This window comes from Acidisphaera sp. S103 (assembly GCF_009765975.1).
Taxonomy (GTDB): domain Bacteria; phylum Pseudomonadota; class Alphaproteobacteria; order Acetobacterales; family Acetobacteraceae; genus Rhodopila.
Window position 1 is genome coordinate 98,194 of record NZ_LMUJ01000101.1, and the last position, 18,333, is coordinate 116,526.

Annotated in this window: 22 protein-coding genes; 15 read left to right on the top strand and 7 right to left on the bottom strand. The window is 64.5% G+C overall.

The window, feature by feature from the left end:
* The first annotated feature begins 38 nt into the window (after window positions 1-38).
* Together pgeF and GSQ89_RS32985 are read left to right on the top strand one after the other, a co-directional pair.
* Entirely contained in the window at window positions 39-824 is a 786-nt protein-coding gene (gene pgeF / locus GSQ89_RS32980) for a peptidoglycan editing factor PgeF (protein ID WP_158932350.1), read from the top strand.
* 85 nt (window positions 825-909) lie between these two features.
* Window positions 910-1,881: a hypothetical protein gene (locus tag GSQ89_RS32985; protein ID WP_158932351.1), complete on the top strand. Its 972-nt coding sequence runs from the start codon at window positions 910-912 to the stop codon at window positions 1,879-1,881.
* Between the two features lie 6 nt (window positions 1,882-1,887).
* Here GSQ89_RS32985 and GSQ89_RS32990 read toward each other — a convergent pair whose 3' ends face one another.
* On the bottom strand, window positions 1,888-2,250 hold the full coding sequence (locus GSQ89_RS32990; protein WP_158932352.1) for a response regulator: 363 nt from the start codon (window positions 2,248-2,250) through the stop codon (window positions 1,888-1,890).
* A 144-nt stretch (window positions 2,251-2,394) separates the two neighbouring features.
* A complete protein-coding gene (locus GSQ89_RS32995) occupies window positions 2,395-3,282 on the bottom strand; it encodes an NAD(P)-dependent oxidoreductase (RefSeq protein ID WP_158932353.1) in 888 nt (295 codons plus the stop codon).
* Window positions 3,283-3,539: 257 nt separating this feature from the next.
* Here GSQ89_RS32995 and GSQ89_RS33000 point away from each other — a divergent pair, with 257 nt between their 5' ends.
* From GSQ89_RS33000 to alkB, 5 genes are all read left to right on the top strand, one after another.
* Window positions 3,540-4,013 (top strand): PadR family transcriptional regulator, encoded by a 474-nt coding sequence (locus GSQ89_RS33000; RefSeq protein ID WP_254073477.1) that lies wholly within the window; start codon window positions 3,540-3,542, stop codon window positions 4,011-4,013.
* On the top strand, window positions 4,013-4,780 hold the full coding sequence (locus GSQ89_RS33005; protein WP_158932354.1) for a siderophore-interacting protein: 768 nt from the start codon (window positions 4,013-4,015) through the stop codon (window positions 4,778-4,780). The genes GSQ89_RS33000 and GSQ89_RS33005 overlap by 1 nt, the downstream gene beginning before the upstream one ends.
* A 77-nt stretch (window positions 4,781-4,857) precedes the next feature.
* Window positions 4,858-5,655: a DUF2066 domain-containing protein gene (locus GSQ89_RS33010; RefSeq protein ID WP_158932355.1), complete on the top strand. Its 798-nt coding sequence runs from the start codon at window positions 4,858-4,860 to the stop codon at window positions 5,653-5,655.
* Between the two features lie 121 nt (window positions 5,656-5,776).
* Entirely contained in the window at window positions 5,777-6,670 is an 894-nt protein-coding gene (locus GSQ89_RS33015; RefSeq protein WP_158932356.1) for an alpha/beta hydrolase, read from the top strand.
* Between the two features lie 75 nt (window positions 6,671-6,745).
* Complete coding sequence (alkB, locus tag GSQ89_RS33020; RefSeq protein WP_158932357.1) at window positions 6,746-7,393, top strand: DNA oxidative demethylase AlkB; 648 nt, start codon at window positions 6,746-6,748, stop codon at window positions 7,391-7,393.
* On the opposite strand, the gene mazG is transcribed toward alkB, so the two are convergent.
* Window positions 7,390-8,193: a nucleoside triphosphate pyrophosphohydrolase gene (gene mazG / locus GSQ89_RS33025; RefSeq protein WP_158932358.1), complete on the bottom strand. Its 804-nt coding sequence runs from the start codon at window positions 8,191-8,193 to the stop codon at window positions 7,390-7,392. The two genes, alkB and mazG, sit on opposite strands and share 4 nt — an antisense overlap.
* A gap of 74 nt (window positions 8,194-8,267) precedes the next feature.
* On the opposite strand from mazG, the gene greB reads away from it, so the two are divergent.
* On the top strand, window positions 8,268-8,795 hold the full coding sequence (greB, locus tag GSQ89_RS33030; RefSeq protein ID WP_158932359.1) for a transcription elongation factor GreB: 528 nt from the start codon (window positions 8,268-8,270) through the stop codon (window positions 8,793-8,795).
* Window positions 8,796-8,846: 51 nt separating this feature from the next.
* On the opposite strand, the gene GSQ89_RS33035 is transcribed toward greB, so the two are convergent.
* Window positions 8,847-9,980, bottom strand: a complete 1,134-nt coding sequence (locus tag GSQ89_RS33035; protein WP_254073478.1) for an OmpA family protein — start codon at window positions 9,978-9,980, stop codon at window positions 8,847-8,849.
* 218 nt (window positions 9,981-10,198) lie between these two features.
* On the opposite strand from GSQ89_RS33035, the gene GSQ89_RS33040 reads away from it, so the two are divergent.
* Window positions 10,199-11,191 carry a carbon-nitrogen hydrolase family protein gene (locus tag GSQ89_RS33040; RefSeq protein ID WP_158932360.1) on the top strand — a complete coding sequence of 331 codons (993 nt, stop codon included), beginning with the start codon at window positions 10,199-10,201 and terminating at the stop codon, window positions 11,189-11,191.
* A gap of 44 nt (window positions 11,192-11,235) precedes the next feature.
* On the opposite strand, the gene GSQ89_RS33045 is transcribed toward GSQ89_RS33040, so the two are convergent.
* Together GSQ89_RS33045 and GSQ89_RS33050 are read right to left on the bottom strand one after the other, a co-directional pair.
* Window positions 11,236-11,619, bottom strand: coding sequence for a VOC family protein (locus tag GSQ89_RS33045; protein ID WP_158932361.1), 384 nt, complete (start codon window positions 11,617-11,619; stop codon window positions 11,236-11,238).
* 105 nt (window positions 11,620-11,724) lie between these two features.
* On the bottom strand, window positions 11,725-13,314 hold the full coding sequence (locus tag GSQ89_RS33050; protein WP_158932362.1) for an ABC transporter substrate-binding protein: 1,590 nt from the start codon (window positions 13,312-13,314) through the stop codon (window positions 11,725-11,727).
* A 177-nt stretch (window positions 13,315-13,491) separates the two neighbouring features.
* Here GSQ89_RS33050 and GSQ89_RS33055 point away from each other — a divergent pair, with 177 nt between their 5' ends.
* From GSQ89_RS33055 to GSQ89_RS33075, 5 genes are all read left to right on the top strand, one after another.
* The gene (locus tag GSQ89_RS33055) at window positions 13,492-13,746 is read left to right on the top strand and encodes a type II toxin-antitoxin system Phd/YefM family antitoxin (protein ID WP_158932509.1); all 255 of its coding nucleotides are present in this window, start codon (window positions 13,492-13,494) and stop codon (window positions 13,744-13,746) included.
* Entirely contained in the window at window positions 13,746-14,162 is a 417-nt protein-coding gene (locus tag GSQ89_RS33060) for a type II toxin-antitoxin system VapC family toxin (protein ID WP_158932363.1), read from the top strand. The genes GSQ89_RS33055 and GSQ89_RS33060 overlap by 1 nt, the downstream gene beginning before the upstream one ends.
* A 302-nt stretch (window positions 14,163-14,464) precedes the next feature.
* Window positions 14,465-15,439: an N-acetyl-gamma-glutamyl-phosphate reductase gene (argC, locus tag GSQ89_RS33065; RefSeq protein ID WP_158932364.1), complete on the top strand. Its 975-nt coding sequence runs from the start codon at window positions 14,465-14,467 to the stop codon at window positions 15,437-15,439.
* Between the two features lie 295 nt (window positions 15,440-15,734).
* Window positions 15,735-16,187, top strand: a complete 453-nt coding sequence (locus GSQ89_RS33070; RefSeq protein WP_216856532.1) for a DUF1801 domain-containing protein — start codon at window positions 15,735-15,737, stop codon at window positions 16,185-16,187.
* 205 nt (window positions 16,188-16,392) lie between these two features.
* The gene (locus GSQ89_RS33075; protein ID WP_158932365.1) at window positions 16,393-16,890 is read left to right on the top strand and encodes a hypothetical protein; all 498 of its coding nucleotides are present in this window, start codon (window positions 16,393-16,395) and stop codon (window positions 16,888-16,890) included.
* 10 nt (window positions 16,891-16,900) lie between these two features.
* On the opposite strand, the gene GSQ89_RS33080 is transcribed toward GSQ89_RS33075, so the two are convergent.
* Window positions 16,901-17,395, bottom strand: coding sequence for a DinB family protein (locus GSQ89_RS33080; RefSeq protein ID WP_158932366.1), 495 nt, complete (start codon window positions 17,393-17,395; stop codon window positions 16,901-16,903).
* 90 nt (window positions 17,396-17,485) lie between these two features.
* Between GSQ89_RS33080 and GSQ89_RS33085 the strand changes: the two genes are divergently transcribed.
* Window positions 17,486-18,325, top strand: coding sequence for a LysR substrate-binding domain-containing protein (locus GSQ89_RS33085; protein ID WP_158932367.1), 840 nt, complete (start codon window positions 17,486-17,488; stop codon window positions 18,323-18,325).
* Window positions 18,326-18,333: the final 8 nt, after the last annotated feature.

Below are 18,333 nucleotides of genomic sequence, written 5' to 3' on the forward strand. Positions count from 1 at the left end.
CACACCGGGACGCCAATCTTTTTCCGGAGTCGCTCTCGATGGCGGAAGCCCTGACCGCGGACGCGCTGCCGGCGCCGCACGGATTTTTCACGCGTCGCGGCGGGGTGTCCAACGGCCCGTTCAGCAGCCTTAACTGCAGCCTGTCCAGTCGGGACGATCCCGCCGCCGTGATGGAAAATCGCGGCCTTGTGGCCCGATCCCTGGGAATCGAGCCCGCTGGCCTGCTGGGATTGACCCAGGTGCATGGGACCCATGTCGTCACCGCGACCACGCCGTGGGCCGCGGGCCAGGGCGAGAAAGCCGACGCCATGGTCACCGACCGGCCCGGTCTGGCGCTGGGGATCGTCACCGCCGACTGCGCACCAGTGCTGTTCGCCGATGCCGGCGGACGCATCGTCGGCGCCGCACATGCCGGCTGGCGCGGCGCGGTGGCTGGCGTGCTGGACGCAACGGTCGCCGCGATGATCGCCCTGGGCGCATCCGCCGCCGACATCACAGCCGCCGTGGGCCCGTGCATCGGGCAGGCATCGTATGAGGTCGGGGCCGATCTGCGCGATACCGTGCTGGCCCGTTCGGCGGGAGACTCGGCGTTTTTCGCGCCGGGCCAACGGGATGGCCACTGGCAGTTCGACCTGCCAGGCTACTGCGCCGCCCGTTTGACCGACGCCGGGGTCGGCCACGTCATTGTGACCGGCTTCGACACCCTGGCCGACGAGGCGCGCTTTTTCAGCCATCGACGCCGGACACTCGCCCAGGCACGCGGCCAGACAGGCGCCACGCTGCAACCGATCGGGCATCAGATTTCGGTCATCCGGCCGGCGTGACCGCACCGGGGACGCAGGGCCGGTTGGTGCCGCGTAAAACGATACCCTCTTTCGGCGCTCGGCCGCATCTGCTTGAAACCGCCGCATGATTGCTCGTTTTGGCCGTTTGGCCCTGCTGCTGTGTCTGTCCCTGGCCGCGTGCGGCGACCTGCCGGAGCCCTTCCTCGGTAATCCCGGAGCCACCGCTCGCCGATTGGCGCAGCCGCTGACGCCGGTGCTGGCAGTCCCGCCCGGCACCGACACGCTGCTGCCGGACGCCGCCAATCAGGAGCTGGCGAAACAGGTCGCCGCCGCGCTGGTGGCGACCGAAGTGCCGGCGATCGTGCGGACGCCGGAGAAGACCGATTGGCGGGTGATCACCAAAGCCCAGCAACAGGGCGACTCGATCACGCCGGTGTTCAGCGTGGAGGATCCGAAAGGCAAGGAACAGGGCAGCGCGGAGGGCGAGAAAGTGCCCCTGCAGGAATGGGCCAACGCCGATCCGGCATTGATGCAACAGGTCGCCGCCGAGGCCGGGCCGCGGATCGGGGCGGTGCTGACCAGCATCCGGATCGCGCATGACAAGGCCGATCCCCACAGCCTGTACAACCGGCCGGCCAAGGTGCTGGTCGCCGACGTCACCGGCGCGCCCGGCGATGGCGATGATGCCCTGACCCGGCAGATGCGGGCCAGGCTCGCGGTGTTGGGGCCTGTGGTGTTGACCTCACCCACCGGGGCGGATTTCGTCGTCCAGGGGCAGGTCAAGATGGTGCCGATCCCCAAGGATCAGCAGCGGGTGGAGATCCAGTGGATCGTGAAAACCGCGTCGGGCGACGAACGCGGCCGCGTGGTGCAGTTGAACAATATTCCGGCCGGAACCCTGGATCACTACTGGGGCGATGTCGCGGTCGTGGTCGCCTCGGAGGCATCCAACGGCGTGAACGACGTCGTCCTGCGTCAATCCGGGCACGATCCCAATGCGGCAAGACCGAACGCAACCAAGCCGGCCGCGGCCGTGCCGGCGGACACCCGGCAGAGCGAAGCCAAACCAGGCGACGGCAAGCAGGCCGGCAAATAGGCGGTATCAGGACGAGGGCGGTGACGCCAGCACGGTCTCGACCAGCGCCATCAGGCTGCCAAGCGAGAACGGTTTAAGCAGAAATGGCCGAGGCTGATCGGACAGCCGCGCCGCGCGCGCCGGATCGCCGGACATCAGGACGACCGCCGAACCCAGCCGGTCGGCTTCGGGGATCAGGTCGGCGCCGATGCCGCCGGGCAGGGTGCAGTCCAGCAGCATAAGCCGGATGTCACCGCCCTGAAGCCGAGCGATCGCTGCCTCGGCGGTCTCGACGACGGTGGTGGGGTAGGTATCGCCCAGCGCCGCGGCGATGATTTCCGACACCAACGGGTCGTCTTCGACAACCAGGATTTGATGGGTTTCGGTCATAGCGCCGCTCCGGTTAAAGGTCTGTGCGGAAGTTGAACGAGATTCGCAGCGATGGGAATGATGCCTGTCGTGAAAGATCGGACGGGTGGAATGGGGTCGTTTGTCCCGCCGGCCGATCGCGGCCGGCGGGGTATGGCATTCTGGTCAGGCGCGCACCTCCTCGCCCAGGGCTTTTTCGTACACCCGGATCACCGACGCCGAATCGGAAGACCCCAGGCCCATGCCGCGCGCCATCCGCATCAGGTTCATCACCTGTGGTGCGATCATCCCCGGCACGCCGAGTTCGTCCGCCATTTCCAGGGCCAGACGCAGGTCTTTGTGGGCGAGATCGAGGGCGAAGGTGGGCTGGAAGTTACCGGCCAGCGCCTTGGTCGACATGCCGGCGTAACCGCTGGACATACCGCTGGCGTTGCGGATCACCGCGTCCAGCTTCTTCAGGTCGATGCCCGACCGCTTGCCGATCATCAGCGCCTCGGCGGCGGCGGCGGCGTTGCAGAACGCCAGCATGTTGTTGATCAGCTTGGCGGTGGAGCCGTAGCCGATCTCGCCGACATGGACGACCTCGCCGCTGAAGGATTTCAGCAGCGGCAGGTTCTGTTCGACCACCTTGTCGTCGCCGCCGACCATGATGACGATGGTGCCATCGGTGGCGCGCGCGGTGCCGCCGGAGACCGGGGCTTCCAGCATGGCGATGCCCTTGGCCTGCATGCCGGCGGCGACCCGCTTGGCGGTGGCGGGGGAATTGGTGGACAAGTCGATGAACACCGAACCGGCCTTGGCGTTCTCGGCGATGCCGCCGGCGCCGAGGGTGACTTCCTCCACGACGCGCGGGATGGGCAGGGAGGTGATCACTACGTCGCAACGCGACGCCAGGTCGGCGACCGAGGGGGCGGCGGAGGCGCCGAGGTCGGTGCAGGCTTTCACCGCGTCGGCGCTGAGGTCGAAGACGATGACCTCGTGGTTGGTATTGCGGATGATGTTGCGGCACATCGGGCCACCCATGTTGCCCACGCCGATGAAGCCAACTTTCATGTCTTGGTTTCCCCTGGTTTTACCGGATCACCCGGCGCCGTGAACAGCATGGCGGAACTTGACGGGCCTGTCAGGAGGCAGGGACCAACGCTCCATCAGATAGGTTTTAGATATATCTTGTATTTCGATATATCGTGATCTATATCGGCTACATGAGACACGAATACAGAGACGGTTCAGACCGTCGTTTCGCTCTTCCCGATGACCTGGCGGATCGCCGTCACGGGGGGCATCACCATCGGTATCATGGCCATCACATGGGCGGCCGCCGTGGCAGCCGGCTGTTCGACTATGGCGAGCTTCGGCTGCTGGTCCTGGCGATGATCGCGGAGCAGCCGCGCTACGGCTACGAGCTGATGAAAGCCATCGAGGAACGGATGGGCGGCAGCTATAGCCCCAGCCCAGGCGTGATCTATCCGACGCTCTCCTGGCTGGAGGACATGGGATACACCGCCGCCGAGACCGAGGAAGCCGGCCGCAAGCGCTATCGCATCACGCCAGAAGGCGAGGCATTCCTGGCCGCCAATCGCGCTGCTGTCGACGATCTGCTGGCACGGGTCGGATCGGTGGGTGGGGCGCCGGACGGTGTGCCGGCCCCGATCCTGCGCGGCATGGAAAACCTGAAGCTGGCGTTGCGTCTGCGCCATCGACGTGGGCCGATCGACCGAACGGCGGCCGAAGCAATCGCCGCCGCGTTGGATGCGGCAGCCCTGGCGGTGGAGCGCACCTGATGAGCCAGCACGTCGCAACCGCTCCGCGCCACCACATCCTGCGGATCCGCCGAGAGACCCGCCGGCGCCTGGTCAGCGTAACAGCAACCGAACGGATCACGCCGAACATGCTGCGGATCCGGTTCGCATCGCCCGACCTGCACGACTTCGAAAGCCTCGCACCCGACGACCACGTAAAACTGTTCGTTCCCAATCCGCTGGGGGACGAACCTTGCCGGCGGGACTACACGCCGCGTGCCTTCGATGCCGACCGCGGCCTGCTGACGATCGATTTCGCGCTGCATGAGGCCGGACCGGCCACCGCGTGGGCCTTGGCGGTTCGGCTGGGCGACCGGATCGAGATCGGCGGTCCGCGCGGTTCGATCCTCGTGGCGGATGATTTCGACTGGTACCTTCTGATTGGCGACGAGACGGCGCTGCCGGCGATCGGACGGTGGGTTGAGTCGCGCCGTGCCGGTGTGCCGGTGAAGACGATCGTCGTGGTTGGCGGCGATGCCGAGCGTCAGGATTTCGCAACGCGGGCGGATTGGGACGCGATGTGGGTTTCGCGGTCAGGAGACGATGCCGCGTTGCTGCAAGCCGCGGTGGCGGCGTGCGGACCGTTGCCCCAAGGCGATGGCTACGTCTGGATCGCCGCGGAGGCACGCGTCGCTCGGGTGCTGCGGACCTACGTGGGGGAAACGCTTGGGCACCCCAAGGCGTGGATGAAGGCGTCGGGATATTGGATGATGGGACAGGCGGATGCGCATGTCAGTCTCGACGATTGACGGCGCCGGGACGCAGGCTTGTGCCACCGCCGCCCGGTGGGCGACAATAATGGGCCGGCCGCGACATCGAGATGCGCATGACCCTTCGCCTGCCGATTTTCATTCTGATCGCCGGCGTCTTGCTGTTCGCCGCCACGGCAAGCGCGCAGGATGATCCTGCGCTCTACCAGGCCACCGCCGTGGTCACCGGCACCGACATGCGGCAGCGGCCACTGGGTTTTGCCGAATGCCTGACCGAGGTGCTGGTCAAGGTTTCCGGCGTGCCGCGGCTGCGCGACGACAAGGCGGTGGCTCAGCTTGCGGAGAATGCCAATACATTTGTCGATACGTTCGGTTATGTCGATCCCCGGGCGTGGTTCCTGCATCATGATGATCAAGGAACGTACGACCGATCCTATGAACTGACGGTCCATTTCGACCCCGCCAAGATCGACGCCGCGCTGGCCGGACTGGGTGTCGCGCCGTGGCGTGGTCCCCGGCCGCTGCTGGTGCCGGTGATCATCGTGCGCCGCGACTGGTCGCCGTTCCTGCTGTCGGCCGAAACGCCGCGCGGCGTGGAGATGCGCCAGACCATCGTCCGCGTGGCCGCCGAATACGGGATGGGGGTGCATTTCCCGACCGATGACGACCTCGACGCCTGGGGTGTGGGCCTGATCGGCGTCCCGGCGCCGCTGGGCGCGCTGGACCCCGCGCATCTGCGGATCACCGGGTCGCTCTCACTGGACGTCAAGGCGATGGGCTGGGTCGGCGTCTGGCATGTGCGGCAGGATGGCGTCGAGCACACGTGGCAACTCAGCGGGGTCGACTTCGACAAGGCATTTGCCGACATGGTGCGCGGCGCCGTCATGCTGGCGCATGGCGCCGGCACGCCCTGACCTGCGTGACACGGGCGTATGTCAGCGGGGCGTTTGGACATCGGAAGACGTGGATCAAGGCGCCGGGATACTAGATGATGAGGCAGGCGGATGCGCATGTCGACGATTGATGGGTAGACCGATGCGGTTGCTTATTGGCTTGGCCCTACTGAGTGCCGCTCTTGGATTTGGCCTGTGCGCAGCGGTGCTTGTCGTGGGCCTGCGGCTATCCTCGCCCGCACGCGCCACGATCGGACCGCCTCCATCCGGCTGGCTGGGTGCGGAGGCGGTGAAGATATCGTCCGGATCCGGTTCCGAACTCCGGGGATGGTGGTTTCCGAACACGGAGCCCGGCGGTGGCGCGGTCGTGCTGATCCACGGTGTGCGGGCCAATCGACTGCAAATGGCCGCCCGTGCCCAGGTGCTGCACGCGCGGGGTTTTTCCGTCCTGCTGTTCGACCTTCAGGCGCATGGCGAGAGTCCCGGACGACGCATCACCTATGGCAAACGCGAAAGCATGGATGCAGCCGCCGCGATCCGCTTCGTCCGGAACCGTCAGCCTGGCGGTCGTGTCGGGGTTATTGGTGTTTCGCTTGGCGGCGCCGCCGCATTGCTTGGCGCGGAGCCGCTGCCGGCCGATGCCATCGTGCTGGAGTCGGTCTATCCCGACATAGATGCCGCGCTGTCCAACCGCTTGCGGGCAAATTTGGGCGGCGTCCTGGGGCCCTTGTTCACACCCGTGCTGACGCCGGTGTTCGAATGGCTGCTGCCGCCTATCCTAGGGGTGGCCCCGAACGAATTGCGGCCCATCGACGCGATCGGCACGGCGCGGGCTCCGCTGCTGATCGCCTCCGGTACAGCCGATGCCTACACACCCCTGAAGGAAGCGAAGGCCTTGTTTGATCGGGCGGGCGAGCCGAAGCAATTCTGGGCGGTGGAAGGGGCGGGGCATGTCGACCTGGAGCGGTATAACCCGGCCCGATACTGGGACATCGTCTTGCCATTCTTGAACCATTACGTGAGGCAAGAAGGATAGTCATCGATGTTCTTGGTATGTGCCGAGAGATATGTTATCCTCCCTGCTTCGTGGTGTATGCCATCAGGTGGATGAATGCGTGACTTGCTTGCCGAACTGCCGGCCGTTCCTGGTTCGGAACCGATCGGTGACGGAGCCATGGTGTTGCGCGCGGCGGCTCGGCCGATGGCGGACGCTCTGGTCGCCGCCGTCGACCAGATACGCGCCGCCGCGCCGTTTCGCCACCTGATCACCCCCGGCGGCCGACGGATGTCCGTCGCAATGACCAATTGCGGACCGTTCGGCTGGGTCAGCAGTCACACCGGCTATCGGTATCAAGGCACCGACCCGGATAGCGGGGCACGCTGGCCGGCAATGCCCACGGTGTTTCGTGACCTGGCCGGTCAGGCGGCCGCCGACGCCGGTTATCCTGGCTTCCAGCCGGATGCCTGCCTCATCAATCTCTACGAACCGGGTGCCCGGCTGACGCTGCACCAGGACCGGGATGAACGAGACCTGGACAGTCCAATCGTCTCCGTCTCATTGGGTTTGCCGGCGGTGTTCCTGTTTGGCGGGCTGCGCCGGACCGACAGGCCGCGTCGCATCCGCCTCGAACACGGCGACGTGGTGGTGTGGGGCGGGCCGTCGCGGCTGGCATTCCATGGGGTGGAAGCGCTGGCCGACGGGTCGCATCCGCTGACCGGGCGGTCGCGGATCAACCTGACATTCCGCCGAGCAGGCTAACGTTCGCCGCGCTTCACCTTCTGCCAGCCGGCTTCCATCTCCGTCAGCGACAGTTCGGTCAGGCTCTTCGCTTGCACCTCAAATTCGCTTTCCATTGCATTGAATCTACGGGAAAATTTCTCATTCGCGTGGCGCAGGCAGGTTTCCGGATCCAGGTTCAGCTTGCGCGCCAAATTGGCCAGCACGAACAGCAGATCGCCCACCTCATCCGTCAGCCGCGCTGGATCGGCGCCTGAGAGTTCGGCCCGAAGCTCCTGAATTTCCTCATCCAGCTTGGCCAGAACCTGCTCGGCATCCGGCCAATCGAAGCCAACCCGAGCGGCTCGGTTCGTCAGCTTCAGGGCTCGGGTCAGGGCAGGGAGGCCGACAGGGACCCCGGCCAGTGCCCCGGACTGCTTGCGGGCCGCGCGTTCGGCGGATTTTTGGGCCTCCCAGGCTGCGGTCTGGGCGGCGGCGTCGCGGGACGCGGCATCACCAAACACATGAGGATGACGGCGTATCATCTTGTCACTGATGCATTTCGCGATATCGGCGAAGGCGAACTGGCCAGCTTCCTCGGCCATGCGCGCGTGGTAGACGACCTGGAACAGCAGGTCGCCAAGCTCATCAGGCAGCGCCGAAAAATCGCGCTGGGCGATGGCATCGGCGACCTCGTAGGCTTCCTCGATCGTGTAGGGCGCGATGGTGTCGAAGGTCTGGGTCTTGTCCCAGGGGCAGCCGGTGTCCGGGTCGCGCAGCGCGGCCATGATGTCGAGCAGGCGGCGGAGTTCGGCTTCGGCCGAGGCGGCTGGATCGGGCATGGCACGCGGATAGGGGACGCGCCGGCCGCACGCAAGCCGTTTGCACCCGCCGCGCAAGCTGATATCGACGCGGGATGGACGAAGACGATGACGGACCGCCCCGGCTGCCCGGGGGGAAGTTCTACATGACTCCGGCCGGTCACGACCGGCTGCGGGCCGAACTGGCGGACCAGCGCAGCGAGCGGCACCGGGTGGTGGAGATCGTCGCCTGGGCGGCGGGCAACGGCGACCGCAGCGAAAACGCCGACTACAAGGAAGGCAAGCGCCGGCTGCGGGAGATCGACCGGCGCCTGCGCTTCCTGATGAACCGGCTGTCGCATGCCGAGGTCGTGGACCCGGCCGAGCAGGCCCAACGCGACCGGGTGTTCTTCGGCGCGACCGTGACTTATGCAAACAAGCGTGACGAGGAGGTCACCGTGACCATCGTCGGCGTCGATGAGGCCGATATGGGGGCAGGGACCATCAGCATCGGCTCCCCGGTCGCACTGGCGCTGCTGCGGGCGAAGTGCGGCGACGAGGTCACCGTGCGCACGCCGCGCGGGCCGGAGGTGTTGGAGGTCGTGGGTATCCGCTATCCGGAGCGGTTGGATGGGATCGGATAGACCGTTCCTGTTGGGATGGACATCCGACACCACCCATTTCGTTATCCGTGTTTAGCGGATGATGATCTCAACCCGGCGGTTCTGAGGTTCCCGGACGCCGGCGCCGGTCGGCACCAACGGATGCGTCTCGCCAAAGCCCTGGATGCTGATCGCGGCCCGCGGCACGCCATCCTTCACCAATTCGGCGGCGACGGCCTGGCCTCGGCGGAGCGACAGGCCCTGGTTGTATTGCCGGGTGCCGGAGGTATCGGTGTAGCCGTTCACCTCGATCCGTGTGTGCTGCACTTTGGTCGAGGTGGAGGCAGCTTCGGCGACGATCTGCCGCGCTCGGTCGGTCAGGGTTGCCTTGTCCCAGTCGAAGAACACCAGGAACGAACGGGCTTGTGCGACCGCCGGGGCGGGGACGGCGGCGCCGATGGCCGGGACCGGGGCGGGCGGGGCGCCGAAGCTGTAGCGAAGACCGATCAGGACGGCGTGATCCAATGTCTCAAAGCCCGCTGAGGAATGCCCGCTCGGTGTGGCGCCATTGACAGTGTTACCGTTGGACCCGGTCAGATATTCTGGGACGTTGGCACGCGTGGTGCCAAAGAATCGATATTCCACCGTTGCGCTCAGCCCGGGCAGAATGCGGATCGGAATCGAGGTCCCGATCATCGCCTGGTAGGCGAAGGCGCCTGCCGAACCATAACTGAGAGTTGCCGGGGTCTCGAAAGTGTTGTGATTCGGCAGATGAAAGATCGCCGGTTCATTGCCTGTCGCATTACCCAGATCCAGCCAGGCGTAACCGACACCAGCGCCGACATAGGGCGTCAGGGGCAGCCCAAAGGGATGGAAAGGGATATCATACGCGATATTGGCCATGGCGGCGTAGGTTCGTGCGTCGCCCCCCGTATTGCCGACCGGCATCATCCGTCCGTCGATGCGCAGGGTCGATATCCCACTGATGCTGTTGGAGCGGACGCTGCCCTCGATTTCGGCGCGGAATCCGTTACCAAACCCCCAACCAACAGCGGCGATGCCGACGGGACCGGGATCGGTGGTAATCTTCACATTGGTGTGGGAGGTTTGCAGCGGTTGGGCGAAATTCGCTCCGACATCGCCACTGAGATAAAGGCCTTGAATCGGTTGAGCCAGCGCGGCCACCGGCAGCAACAACGCGCTGGTCAGCGCGAATGTCCGAAGCATTATGTTTCTCCAATAGACACGATTTTTATCTCATGTCATGCAATGGCTGACAGTTCAATCTCATGCCGGCATGATTTTGGTAACGGAATGCAACGCGGCCCGACGACGGCCACATCCAACAGGCTAAGGACTGACCGACGGCGGAATGATTAATTTGACCGATGGCCCCGCGCCCCCGTAGTCAAGGCACGATCGAAAGACGGAGAGGACAGACATCTATGGCGGTCGGGGACAAGTTGACGGTGGGGCTGGCCCAAATTGCCCCGGTGTGGTTGGACCGAAACGCCACGCTCGCAAAAGTCATCGACTGGATCGATCGGGCGGCCGCCTCGGGCTGTGGCTTTGTCGTCTTCGGAGAGGCGCTGGTCCCCGGCTACCCATTCTGGATCGAGCACACAGACGGCGCACGCTTTGACTCCGACCTACAGAAGGACATCCACGCCCACTACCTCGACCAAGCCGTACAAATCGAGGCCAGGCATCTGGACCCAGTTTGCGCCGCCGCGGCCAGGCTCGGTATTGCCGTCATGCTGGGCATTATCGAACGCCCTGCCGACCGGGGTGGGCACAGCGTGTATTGCTCGCGCGTGCATATCGGCGCCGATGGTGTGATTGCCTCGGTCCACCGCAAGCTGATGCCGACCTACGAGGAGCGATTGAGCTGGGCACCCGGCGATGGGCATGGCTTGCGAGTGCATCAGGTGGGTCCGTTCACCGTGGGGGGCCTGAACTGCTATGAGAATTGGATGCCCCTGTCTCGCGCTGCATTATATGCGCAAGGCGAGGACCTGCACGTGGCCCTGTGGCCAGGGAACCGCCGCAACACCGAAGACACGACACGCTTTCTGGCCAAGGAGGGGCGAAGCTACGTGCTGGCCGTGTCCGGCCTGATGCGGCGTGCGGACGTGCCGGCCGGCAGCCCGGCCGCTTCCATGTTGGACCGATGTCCGGACATGCTGACCGACGGAGGGTCCTGTATCGCCGGGCCTGACGGTTCCTGGGTAATCGCACCGGTGACCGGACGAGAGGAGTTGCTCGTCGCGACAATTGATCACCGCGAAGTCCGGCGTGAGCGGCAGAATTTCGACCAGGCTGGGCATTACGCCCGCCCTGACGTGACCCGCCTGGTGGTGGACCGCAGGCGACAGGGCGTGGCGTCGTTTCAGGACGAGGCAAGTGCCTTTACGAAGACACCGGAAGGGGACCGGTAGCAGCGGAACCGAAAGTGCGGTTCACCGGGCTCGCCCCCAATGCGTCAGACGATGAGATTGCTGACTTCGACCAAATTCTCGTCAGGATCATAGAAATAGACCGATAAGATCGGGCCTGTAGCGCCTGCTCTTTGCACAGGCCCGTTTATGATTTTTACATCTTGCTGCTCCAGGTGACTGACGACATCGGCCATCGGGATGTCAGTCAGGAGACAGAAATCGCCTGCTCCGCGACTTGGGTGGCGTGTCTGCGGATCAACGCTTGCATGTAACTGTTGAAGGTTGATCTTCTGGTTTCCGAAAAACAGCGCCCAACGCCCCGGTGCTATTTCGCGCGCTTCAAGACCGAGCACACGGGTATAGAACTTGATCGTCGCTTCGATGTCGAGGACCACTAAAACGAAGTGGTCAATGGCCCGTATTCGCATCTGGTTGCTCCAAACTGCATCTCTACTATCGCAGATTGGCAGAAGGCCGGCCCATGGCAAAGGCCGGCCTTCTCTGGCGATCTTTCGGTTCCGTTGCTTCCGGAATCACGCCCGCCGGACGTTCCAGAACATCACGAAGCCATCCTGCATGTTGGTGATGTCCTTGCGAAATGCCGTCGGCTGATAGGCGAAGCCCAGCGGGTAGTACGGCACGGTTTCGAACGCGTGCGCCTGCATCTCCACAGCGATCTTCTTCTGCGCGTCGAGGTCCGGGGCCTCGAACCAGGCATTCCGCAGATCCTCCATCTTCGGGTCAGTCGGCCAGCCGAACCACGCGCCCTTGCCGTTGCCGCGCAACGGCAGATCGGCCGCCGGCGTCGAGAAATCCAGCCCCGAGAAGCCGGTGATGAACATATTCCAGCCACCCTCGGCCGGCGATTTCTGCAGGGAGCGCCGCTGCACCACCGATCCCCAGTCGGTCGCCTGGTAGTCCAGGTTGATGCCCGCTCGTTTCAGCATGTCGGCCGCGACCTCATCCAACGCATTCAGCGTCGGGAAGTCGGTGGAGGCCATCAGCGAGACTTTCTCGTTCTTGTAGCCCGCCGCGGCCAGCGCCGCCTTGACCTTGGCATAGTCCGGATCGCCGGACGGCAGCGGCGAACCCGCCGTACTGCTGGCGAGCGGGGTGCCCGGCGGGAAGAACCCGCACGGCGTCTTCCACAGCGACGGGTCGGTGCCCATCATCGCCGTCATGAAATCCTTCTGGTTGATCGCCCCCAACAGGGCACGCCGGATCGCCGGATTGTCGAACGGCGGGAACAAATGGTTGGGCCGCAGTAGCATGCACTCGCCGGTCGGGTCCTTGATGGCGACGATGCAATCCTTGTGCTGTTTCAGCATCGGCATCAGGTCGCTGGTGGGATATTCCCACCAATCCATCTCGCCGGATTGCAAGGCGTTGGCGGCGGTGGCGGCATCGGGGACGGTGTGCCACTCGACCCGGTCGAAGTGGACGACTTTCGGCCCGGCGGTCCAATCCGGCTCACCACTCGGGCGAGGCTGGTATTTGTCGAATTTGGCATAGGCCGCCATCGAACCGGGCACCCGCTCCTTCGCCAGGAATTGATACGGGCCGCTGCCGACGACCTCGGTGATCTGCTTGAACGGATCGGTTTGCGCCACACGCTCCGGCATGATGGCGCACATGTTCGCCGCCGCGTGACCCAGCGCCTGGGGCAGCAAAGGGAAGGGGCGTTTGAGGCGGAATACGATGGTGTTGTCGTCTTGCGCGGTCACGGCATCGGTCCGCTGCATCAGCGCCTGGCCGAAGGCGTCACGCGCCGACCAGCGCTGGATGCTGGCGATGCAATCCTTGGCCAGGACTTTCTCGCCAGTGTGGAACAGCAGGCCGTCGCGCAGGGTCAGCGTCCAGGTCTTGCCGTCAGCGCTGACAACATGGCCGTCGACCATCTGCGGTTCGGCCTTGAAGCCCGATTCCGGCCCGGATTGGCCGTACAGTGTGTCCCACACCATGAAGCCGTGGTTGCGGGTGACATAGGCCGTGGTCCAGATCGGATCGATCACCGCGAGATCGGATTGCGGAATGAACTTCAGCACGCTCGCGCTGGCGGCTCCGGCAATGGCCGGCATCGCCAATTGGGCCGTGGCCGCGGCGAGGAATGTCCGTCTGCGCATGCGATTGTCTCCGTTAGCGTGTGCGGCGAGTTAATCCGATTATTCGCTGCCACGAAACGAAAATGGCGGCCGAGAAGGGCAGGGATTCTAAATTCTCTGTCACGTGCCATACTGTTGGATGCCTTGACGGCAGATCGTAATTGTAGTAACGTTTCTACATATCCATAGGAGTGTGATCTGATAATCACCACGCTTTCCAGCCGGGAATTCAACCAGGACACCAGCCGAGCCAAGAAAGCTGCCTCGGAGGGGCCGGTGTTCATTACCGATCGGGGCAGACCCGCCCACGTCCTGCTGAGCATCGAGGAATACCGGAGACTCACCGGCGGCCGCGGAAACATCGCCAATCTGCTCGCCATGCCCGGTCTTTCGGATATTGAAATGGAAATCCCGCCACGGACCGAACGGGCAGGGGCGGTCGATCTGTTCTGATGCTTCTTCTCGATACCAACGTCGTTTCCGAACTGCGGAAAGTCCGCTTCGGTAGAGCCGATCCAAACGTGGCCAAGTGGTCCGAGAGCCTCGACACAGCGGACCTGTTTGTCTCCGCCGTTACCATCCATGAGCTTGAAATCGGGGTCTTGCTGGCCGAACGGCGCGACCCGCCGCAAGGGGCGGTCTTCAGGGAGTGGCTGGAGACCCGCGTTCTGCCCGCGTTCGACGGCCGTATTCTGCCGGTGGATGCCGCCATTGCCAGGTGCGCCGCCAAGTTGCACGTGCCTGACCCGCGGCCGATCAATGACGCTTTCATCGCGGCCACCGCGCTCGCGCATGGCATGACCGTGGCGACACGCAATCTGACCGACTTCGCGTCGATGGGCGTGAAGCTGGTCGACCCCTGGGGTTGAAGGGCAAGGATGCGGCGATGTTCTGCCTGTCAGTGGAATGTCGTTGTCGGAGGGATTCCCCCCTTCTTGACAGGTACAGCTCTTTGTCCAACGCTGAAGCCCAATGAACTTCGCTCCCAGCACCGCTGACCGACGCCGACGCCGTGAAGATCGCGGCGGCTTTGTCGTGTTCGGCGAAGTTCGGCGAGAGCCATGGGTCAAGCGCCCGACCTAAGCTCCGCCTTCTTCGACAGTATGCTTCAGCCCCCGCAACACAAGTTGCGGGGGTTTTTCGTCGTTCACGCCAACAGTAGGACACCACCATGACTATTCGCGTCGGCATTGTAGGGATCAGCGGTTTTGGCGGCGGCGAGGCGATGCGCCTGATCGCGAGCCACCCGTCTTTCGAGCTGATCTACGCCGCGGGCGAGGGCAGCGCCGGCAGCCGTTTGATGGACCGCTTCCCCGGCGTGCCGGCCAGGCTGGCGGAACTGGTGATCGAGAAGTGGGACCCTGCGACCCTGCCGAAGCTCGACGTGCTGTTCGCGTCGCTGCCCACGGGCGCCTCAGCCGAGGCGCTGGCGCGCGTCTCCAAGGACGTGAAGATCGTCGACATCGGCGGCGACCACCGTTACGTCGAGGGTTGGGCGTACGGCCTGGCCGACGTCTGGCCGGCCCGGATCGAGGGTCAGACCCGCGTTGCCAACCCCGGCTGCTTCCCCGCGGCGACGCTGACCGCGCTGGCGCCGTTGCTGGTCAACAAGCTGATCGAGCCCGGCAACATCGTTATCGACGCCAAGACCGGCATCTCTGGCGCCGGCCGGGGCGGGGGCGGCACGTTCGGCTACGCCGAGAGCAACGAGAACCTGGTGCCCTACAGTCCGCTCAAGCACGTCCACATGCCCGAGATGGCCAAGACGATAGATCTTCTGAGCGGCGGCAGCGCGGCCGGGCTGGTGTTCACGCCACATCTGGTGCCGATGACCCGCGGTATACTCGCCACCATCTATTGCCGCGGCCGCGCCACCACGGGCCAATGCCTGGACGCGGCTCGGCGCTTCTATGCCGGACGGGCGTTTGTCCGCGTGACCGACCAGCCGCCACAGACCAAATGGGCGACCGGCTCGAACCTCGCGTTCGTCAGCTATGCGGCCGATCCGGAGCGCAACCTGGTGATCGCGATGGGCGTGGTCGACAATCTCGGCAAGGGAGCGGCCGGGCAGGCGGTGCAGAATGCGAACCTGATCTGCGGCCTGTCGGAAACCGCGGGGCTGGACGGCGTGCCTGTCTGGCCATGAGGGCTTTTGTCTCGGGCGCTGTGGGTTCCAGGCGAAGTGCGACGGGTAGGGCGGAGCGGCGGACGGGCGCGGAGCCCTGCTGTCGCGCAGAGCCCGACCACCGCTCCGTGGTGCTCACCTCAACAGCCGCGGGTTTTCCGAAGCGTGCAGGCAGGCGAGCGAGGCACGTAGATCGGTCGCGCAGAGCGGACGTCGGGAGGTTCGGCTAGGGGTGGAAGACGCGCCTAAACCTCGAACAATTTGTAGAGCGATGTCGGATGCCGATAAGCTCTGTCGTCGTTCCGACGAGACGGGCATGAGGATCTTCGACGTGAACGTGCAGGCGCAAATCGACCGATATATCGACGCTCAGGACCCGCCAAAGCGGGACGATATCGAAGCCATACAACGGCTCATCCTCGCCGCGTCGCCGAACTGCAAGCTGTGGTTCCTGGATGGCAGGGACAGCGACAACAAAATCGTCACCAACGAGAACATCGGATACGGGACGCAGACGCTGAAATACGCGGGCGGCGGAACCCGGGAATTCTACCGGGTCGGCCTAAGCTCAAACGCAACCGGAATTTCCCTCTACCTCATGGGGATCGAGGACAAGAAATACCTGCCCGAAACCTATGGCGGGAAAATCGGCAAGGCGAAGGTCACCGCCTATTGCGTCAGGTTCAGTCGCCTCAAGGACTTAAACCTCGACATATTGGAAGAGATGATCGCGACCCACATGACCCAGGGCGCGTCCAGCGTCGCCTAGGAGGCACTTGCGTGGCCCGGCACAGCTACTTGTTTCGGTCGCCATGGACGAACTGGTAGATGGTCTCGTGGCAGATCTGGCGTCGGCCGCCGGCCTCGAGCCGCTTACAATCAAAGACCGCATAATGAATATTATGTTAAATGAGAGATGGCCCTTGCGGCCGGTCCCGGGTCCGTGGCACCCCCGGCATATGTCCGATCGCCCCATGCCCGACCGGTTTATCATCGCCGCGACGGTCGATCGCCTGATCTACGGCGACGAAACCACGTTCGATCCCGATGACGCCCGACTGCTGTTGGACTCGCTGCCGCGCAAGCCGTCACCGTGGATCCAGATTGGCGTCGCCGGCAAGATGTCCGGCGGCTCCAGCCGAGGTTTCGCCGCCGGCGTCGGCGATGTGTCGATCAAGGACGGCAAGGACCGGCAGTTCCATTACAACTCCGGCGGCGATGCCTATACCCGGGCTGGCCAATGGAAGCTGATGTGGGTCGGCAAGCGAACACGCCAGTACGTTGAGATTGAACAAGTCATGGCCGACGCCACCGACGACGGCCGCGGCGCTCTGATCTGCTATGACAGCGATGGCACGCCGGTCCGCATGGATATCCGTTTCAATCGATCGTTCAGGCTGTTCTGGTCGCCGGTGGTGCTGATGTTTCCCGGCTGGAAAGCCTGGAAAACGCCAGCCACCGGACTGCCATAACGTCAGAAGATCATCCCACACTGCGCTGTAAAATCAGTAAATCCAGCGACGTTGGTTCCCGGATACCGGCGATCGTCAGGCCGGCATGCACCTGGCCCCGGTGATGGGCCTGATGGTTGAAGAAATGCGTCAGCGCCGGCCCGACCGCCTGCCGAAACGTCTTCCCGGTCGAGTTCTGATAGACGATCTCCCGATCATACGTCTCCAATCCGGTGACGAAGGCGAAAATCCGGTCGTCCTCCTGCTCGCGCGCCGCACGTAGTTCGGCAAAATCATCGTAGAGGATCTGGTTCAACCGCTCCGGTTGCGGCCCTTCGCCGGTAAACCGCCGCATCCAGATGTAATCCGCCACCAGCATATGGTTCAGCGTCCCGTGCAGGCTGCCGAAGAACAGCCCGGCGCCTTGCTTGCGCACCGCATCCGGCAAAGTTGCGGCGTCATCGTAGACCCGGCGGTTCGCCCAGTGGTTATACGCCGCCAGTTGGTCGAAATGGGATTTCAACATCACGGCCTCCTGCCTGATAACGCGACGATCCTGGCGCAAATTGCTGATCAGAGGTAGTGAGAAGGTGGCCTTGCATCATGAGGATATCTCATGCCCCTGCCCTCCCTACGCGCTTTGAAGGCCTTCGCCGAAACATCGCGCACCGGCAGTTTGGCGGCAGCGGCTCGGGTGCTGAATGTGACGCCCTCGGCGGTGTCGCACCTGCTGCGGGAACTCGAACAATCCCTTGCGATCAGTCTGTTCGCCGGTAAAGGTCAACTGACCGAGGTCGGCGGCAAACTGGGCCAGCGGCTGGCCGCCGCGTTCGACGCGATCGACGTGGCGGTCACCGAGGCTCGCCATCAGGCAGGTGACGTCCGGGTTTCTGCGCTGTCGAGTTTCCTCACCCTATGGCTGGTGCCGCGACTGGGTGGGTTTCAGTCGCTGCATCCGGACACGCGCCTGCTGCTCAGCACCGGCATGCGCCCGGTGGACCTGGCCGCCGAACCGTATGAGTGCGCCATCCGCTGGGGCCGCGGTGGCTGGCCAAACCTGGACGCGACGCTGCTGTTCCGGGACCGGCCGGTTGTCGTAACCAATCCCCGGCTGCTGCAATCGGACCCGAGGTCCCTGCCCCGCCTCGCCGCCGGCACGCGCCCGGATGACTGGCCGCTGGTCGCCGCCGCGCTGGGCTGGCCGGACGCGATGCCGGCCCTGACGTTCGAAACCCGAGCACTGGCGGTGCAGGCGGCGGTGGCGGGCATGGGTTCGGCTGTCGTGGATCGCAACCTGGTGGCCGACATGCTGGCCGCCGGGATGCTGGCGGAGATCGCGCCGGACCCAGCGGTCTACGCCGCCGAGGGCCACTGGTTCGTCGCCCTGCCCGATCGTTTGCGCAATCGTTCGGTGCGGCAATTCCGCGACTGGCTGGTTGGGGAGGCCGGGCGGTAGGGATCGCG

Bases quoted from the DNA above. Each gene is read 5' to 3' on its own strand.
- GSQ89_RS33080 (WP_158932366.1), bottom strand. From the start codon at position 17,395: ATGTTGAAATCCCATTTCGACCAACTGGCGGCGTATAACCACTGGGCG.
- GSQ89_RS33005 (WP_158932354.1), top strand. From the start codon at position 4,013: ATGAGCCAGCACGTCGCAACCGCTCCGCGCCACCACATCCTGCGGATC.
- GSQ89_RS33050 (WP_158932362.1), bottom strand. From the start codon at position 13,314: ATGCGCAGACGGACATTCCTCGCCGCGGCCACGGCCCAATTGGCGATG.
- argC (WP_158932364.1), top strand. From the start codon at position 14,465: ATGACTATTCGCGTCGGCATTGTAGGGATCAGCGGTTTTGGCGGCGGC.
- mazG (WP_158932358.1), bottom strand. From the start codon at position 8,193: ATGCCCGATCCAGCCGCCTCGGCCGAAGCCGAACTCCGCCGCCTGCTC.
- GSQ89_RS33040 (WP_158932360.1), top strand. From the start codon at position 10,199: ATGGCGGTCGGGGACAAGTTGACGGTGGGGCTGGCCCAAATTGCCCCG.
- GSQ89_RS33070 (WP_216856532.1), top strand. From the start codon at position 15,735: ATGAGGATCTTCGACGTGAACGTGCAGGCGCAAATCGACCGATATATC.
- GSQ89_RS33075 (WP_158932365.1), top strand. From the start codon at position 16,393: ATGCCCGACCGGTTTATCATCGCCGCGACGGTCGATCGCCTGATCTAC.
- pgeF (WP_158932350.1), top strand. From the start codon at position 39: ATGGCGGAAGCCCTGACCGCGGACGCGCTGCCGGCGCCGCACGGATTT.
- GSQ89_RS33015 (WP_158932356.1), top strand. From the start codon at position 5,777: ATGCGGTTGCTTATTGGCTTGGCCCTACTGAGTGCCGCTCTTGGATTT.
- GSQ89_RS33000 (WP_254073477.1), top strand. From the start codon at position 3,540: ATGGGCGGCCGCCGTGGCAGCCGGCTGTTCGACTATGGCGAGCTTCGG.
- greB (WP_158932359.1), top strand. From the start codon at position 8,268: ATGGACGAAGACGATGACGGACCGCCCCGGCTGCCCGGGGGGAAGTTC.
- GSQ89_RS33060 (WP_158932363.1), top strand. From the start codon at position 13,746: ATGCTTCTTCTCGATACCAACGTCGTTTCCGAACTGCGGAAAGTCCGC.
- GSQ89_RS33045 (WP_158932361.1), bottom strand. From the start codon at position 11,619: ATGCGAATACGGGCCATTGACCACTTCGTTTTAGTGGTCCTCGACATC.
- GSQ89_RS32985 (WP_158932351.1), top strand. From the start codon at position 910: ATGATTGCTCGTTTTGGCCGTTTGGCCCTGCTGCTGTGTCTGTCCCTG.
- GSQ89_RS32990 (WP_158932352.1), bottom strand. From the start codon at position 2,250: ATGACCGAAACCCATCAAATCCTGGTTGTCGAAGACGACCCGTTGGTG.
- GSQ89_RS33010 (WP_158932355.1), top strand. From the start codon at position 4,858: ATGACCCTTCGCCTGCCGATTTTCATTCTGATCGCCGGCGTCTTGCTG.
- GSQ89_RS33035 (WP_254073478.1), bottom strand. From the start codon at position 9,980: ATGCTTCGGACATTCGCGCTGACCAGCGCGTTGTTGCTGCCGGTGGCC.
- GSQ89_RS33085 (WP_158932367.1), top strand. From the start codon at position 17,486: ATGCCCCTGCCCTCCCTACGCGCTTTGAAGGCCTTCGCCGAAACATCG.
- alkB (WP_158932357.1), top strand. From the start codon at position 6,746: ATGCGTGACTTGCTTGCCGAACTGCCGGCCGTTCCTGGTTCGGAACCG.
- GSQ89_RS32995 (WP_158932353.1), bottom strand. From the start codon at position 3,282: ATGAAAGTTGGCTTCATCGGCGTGGGCAACATGGGTGGCCCGATGTGC.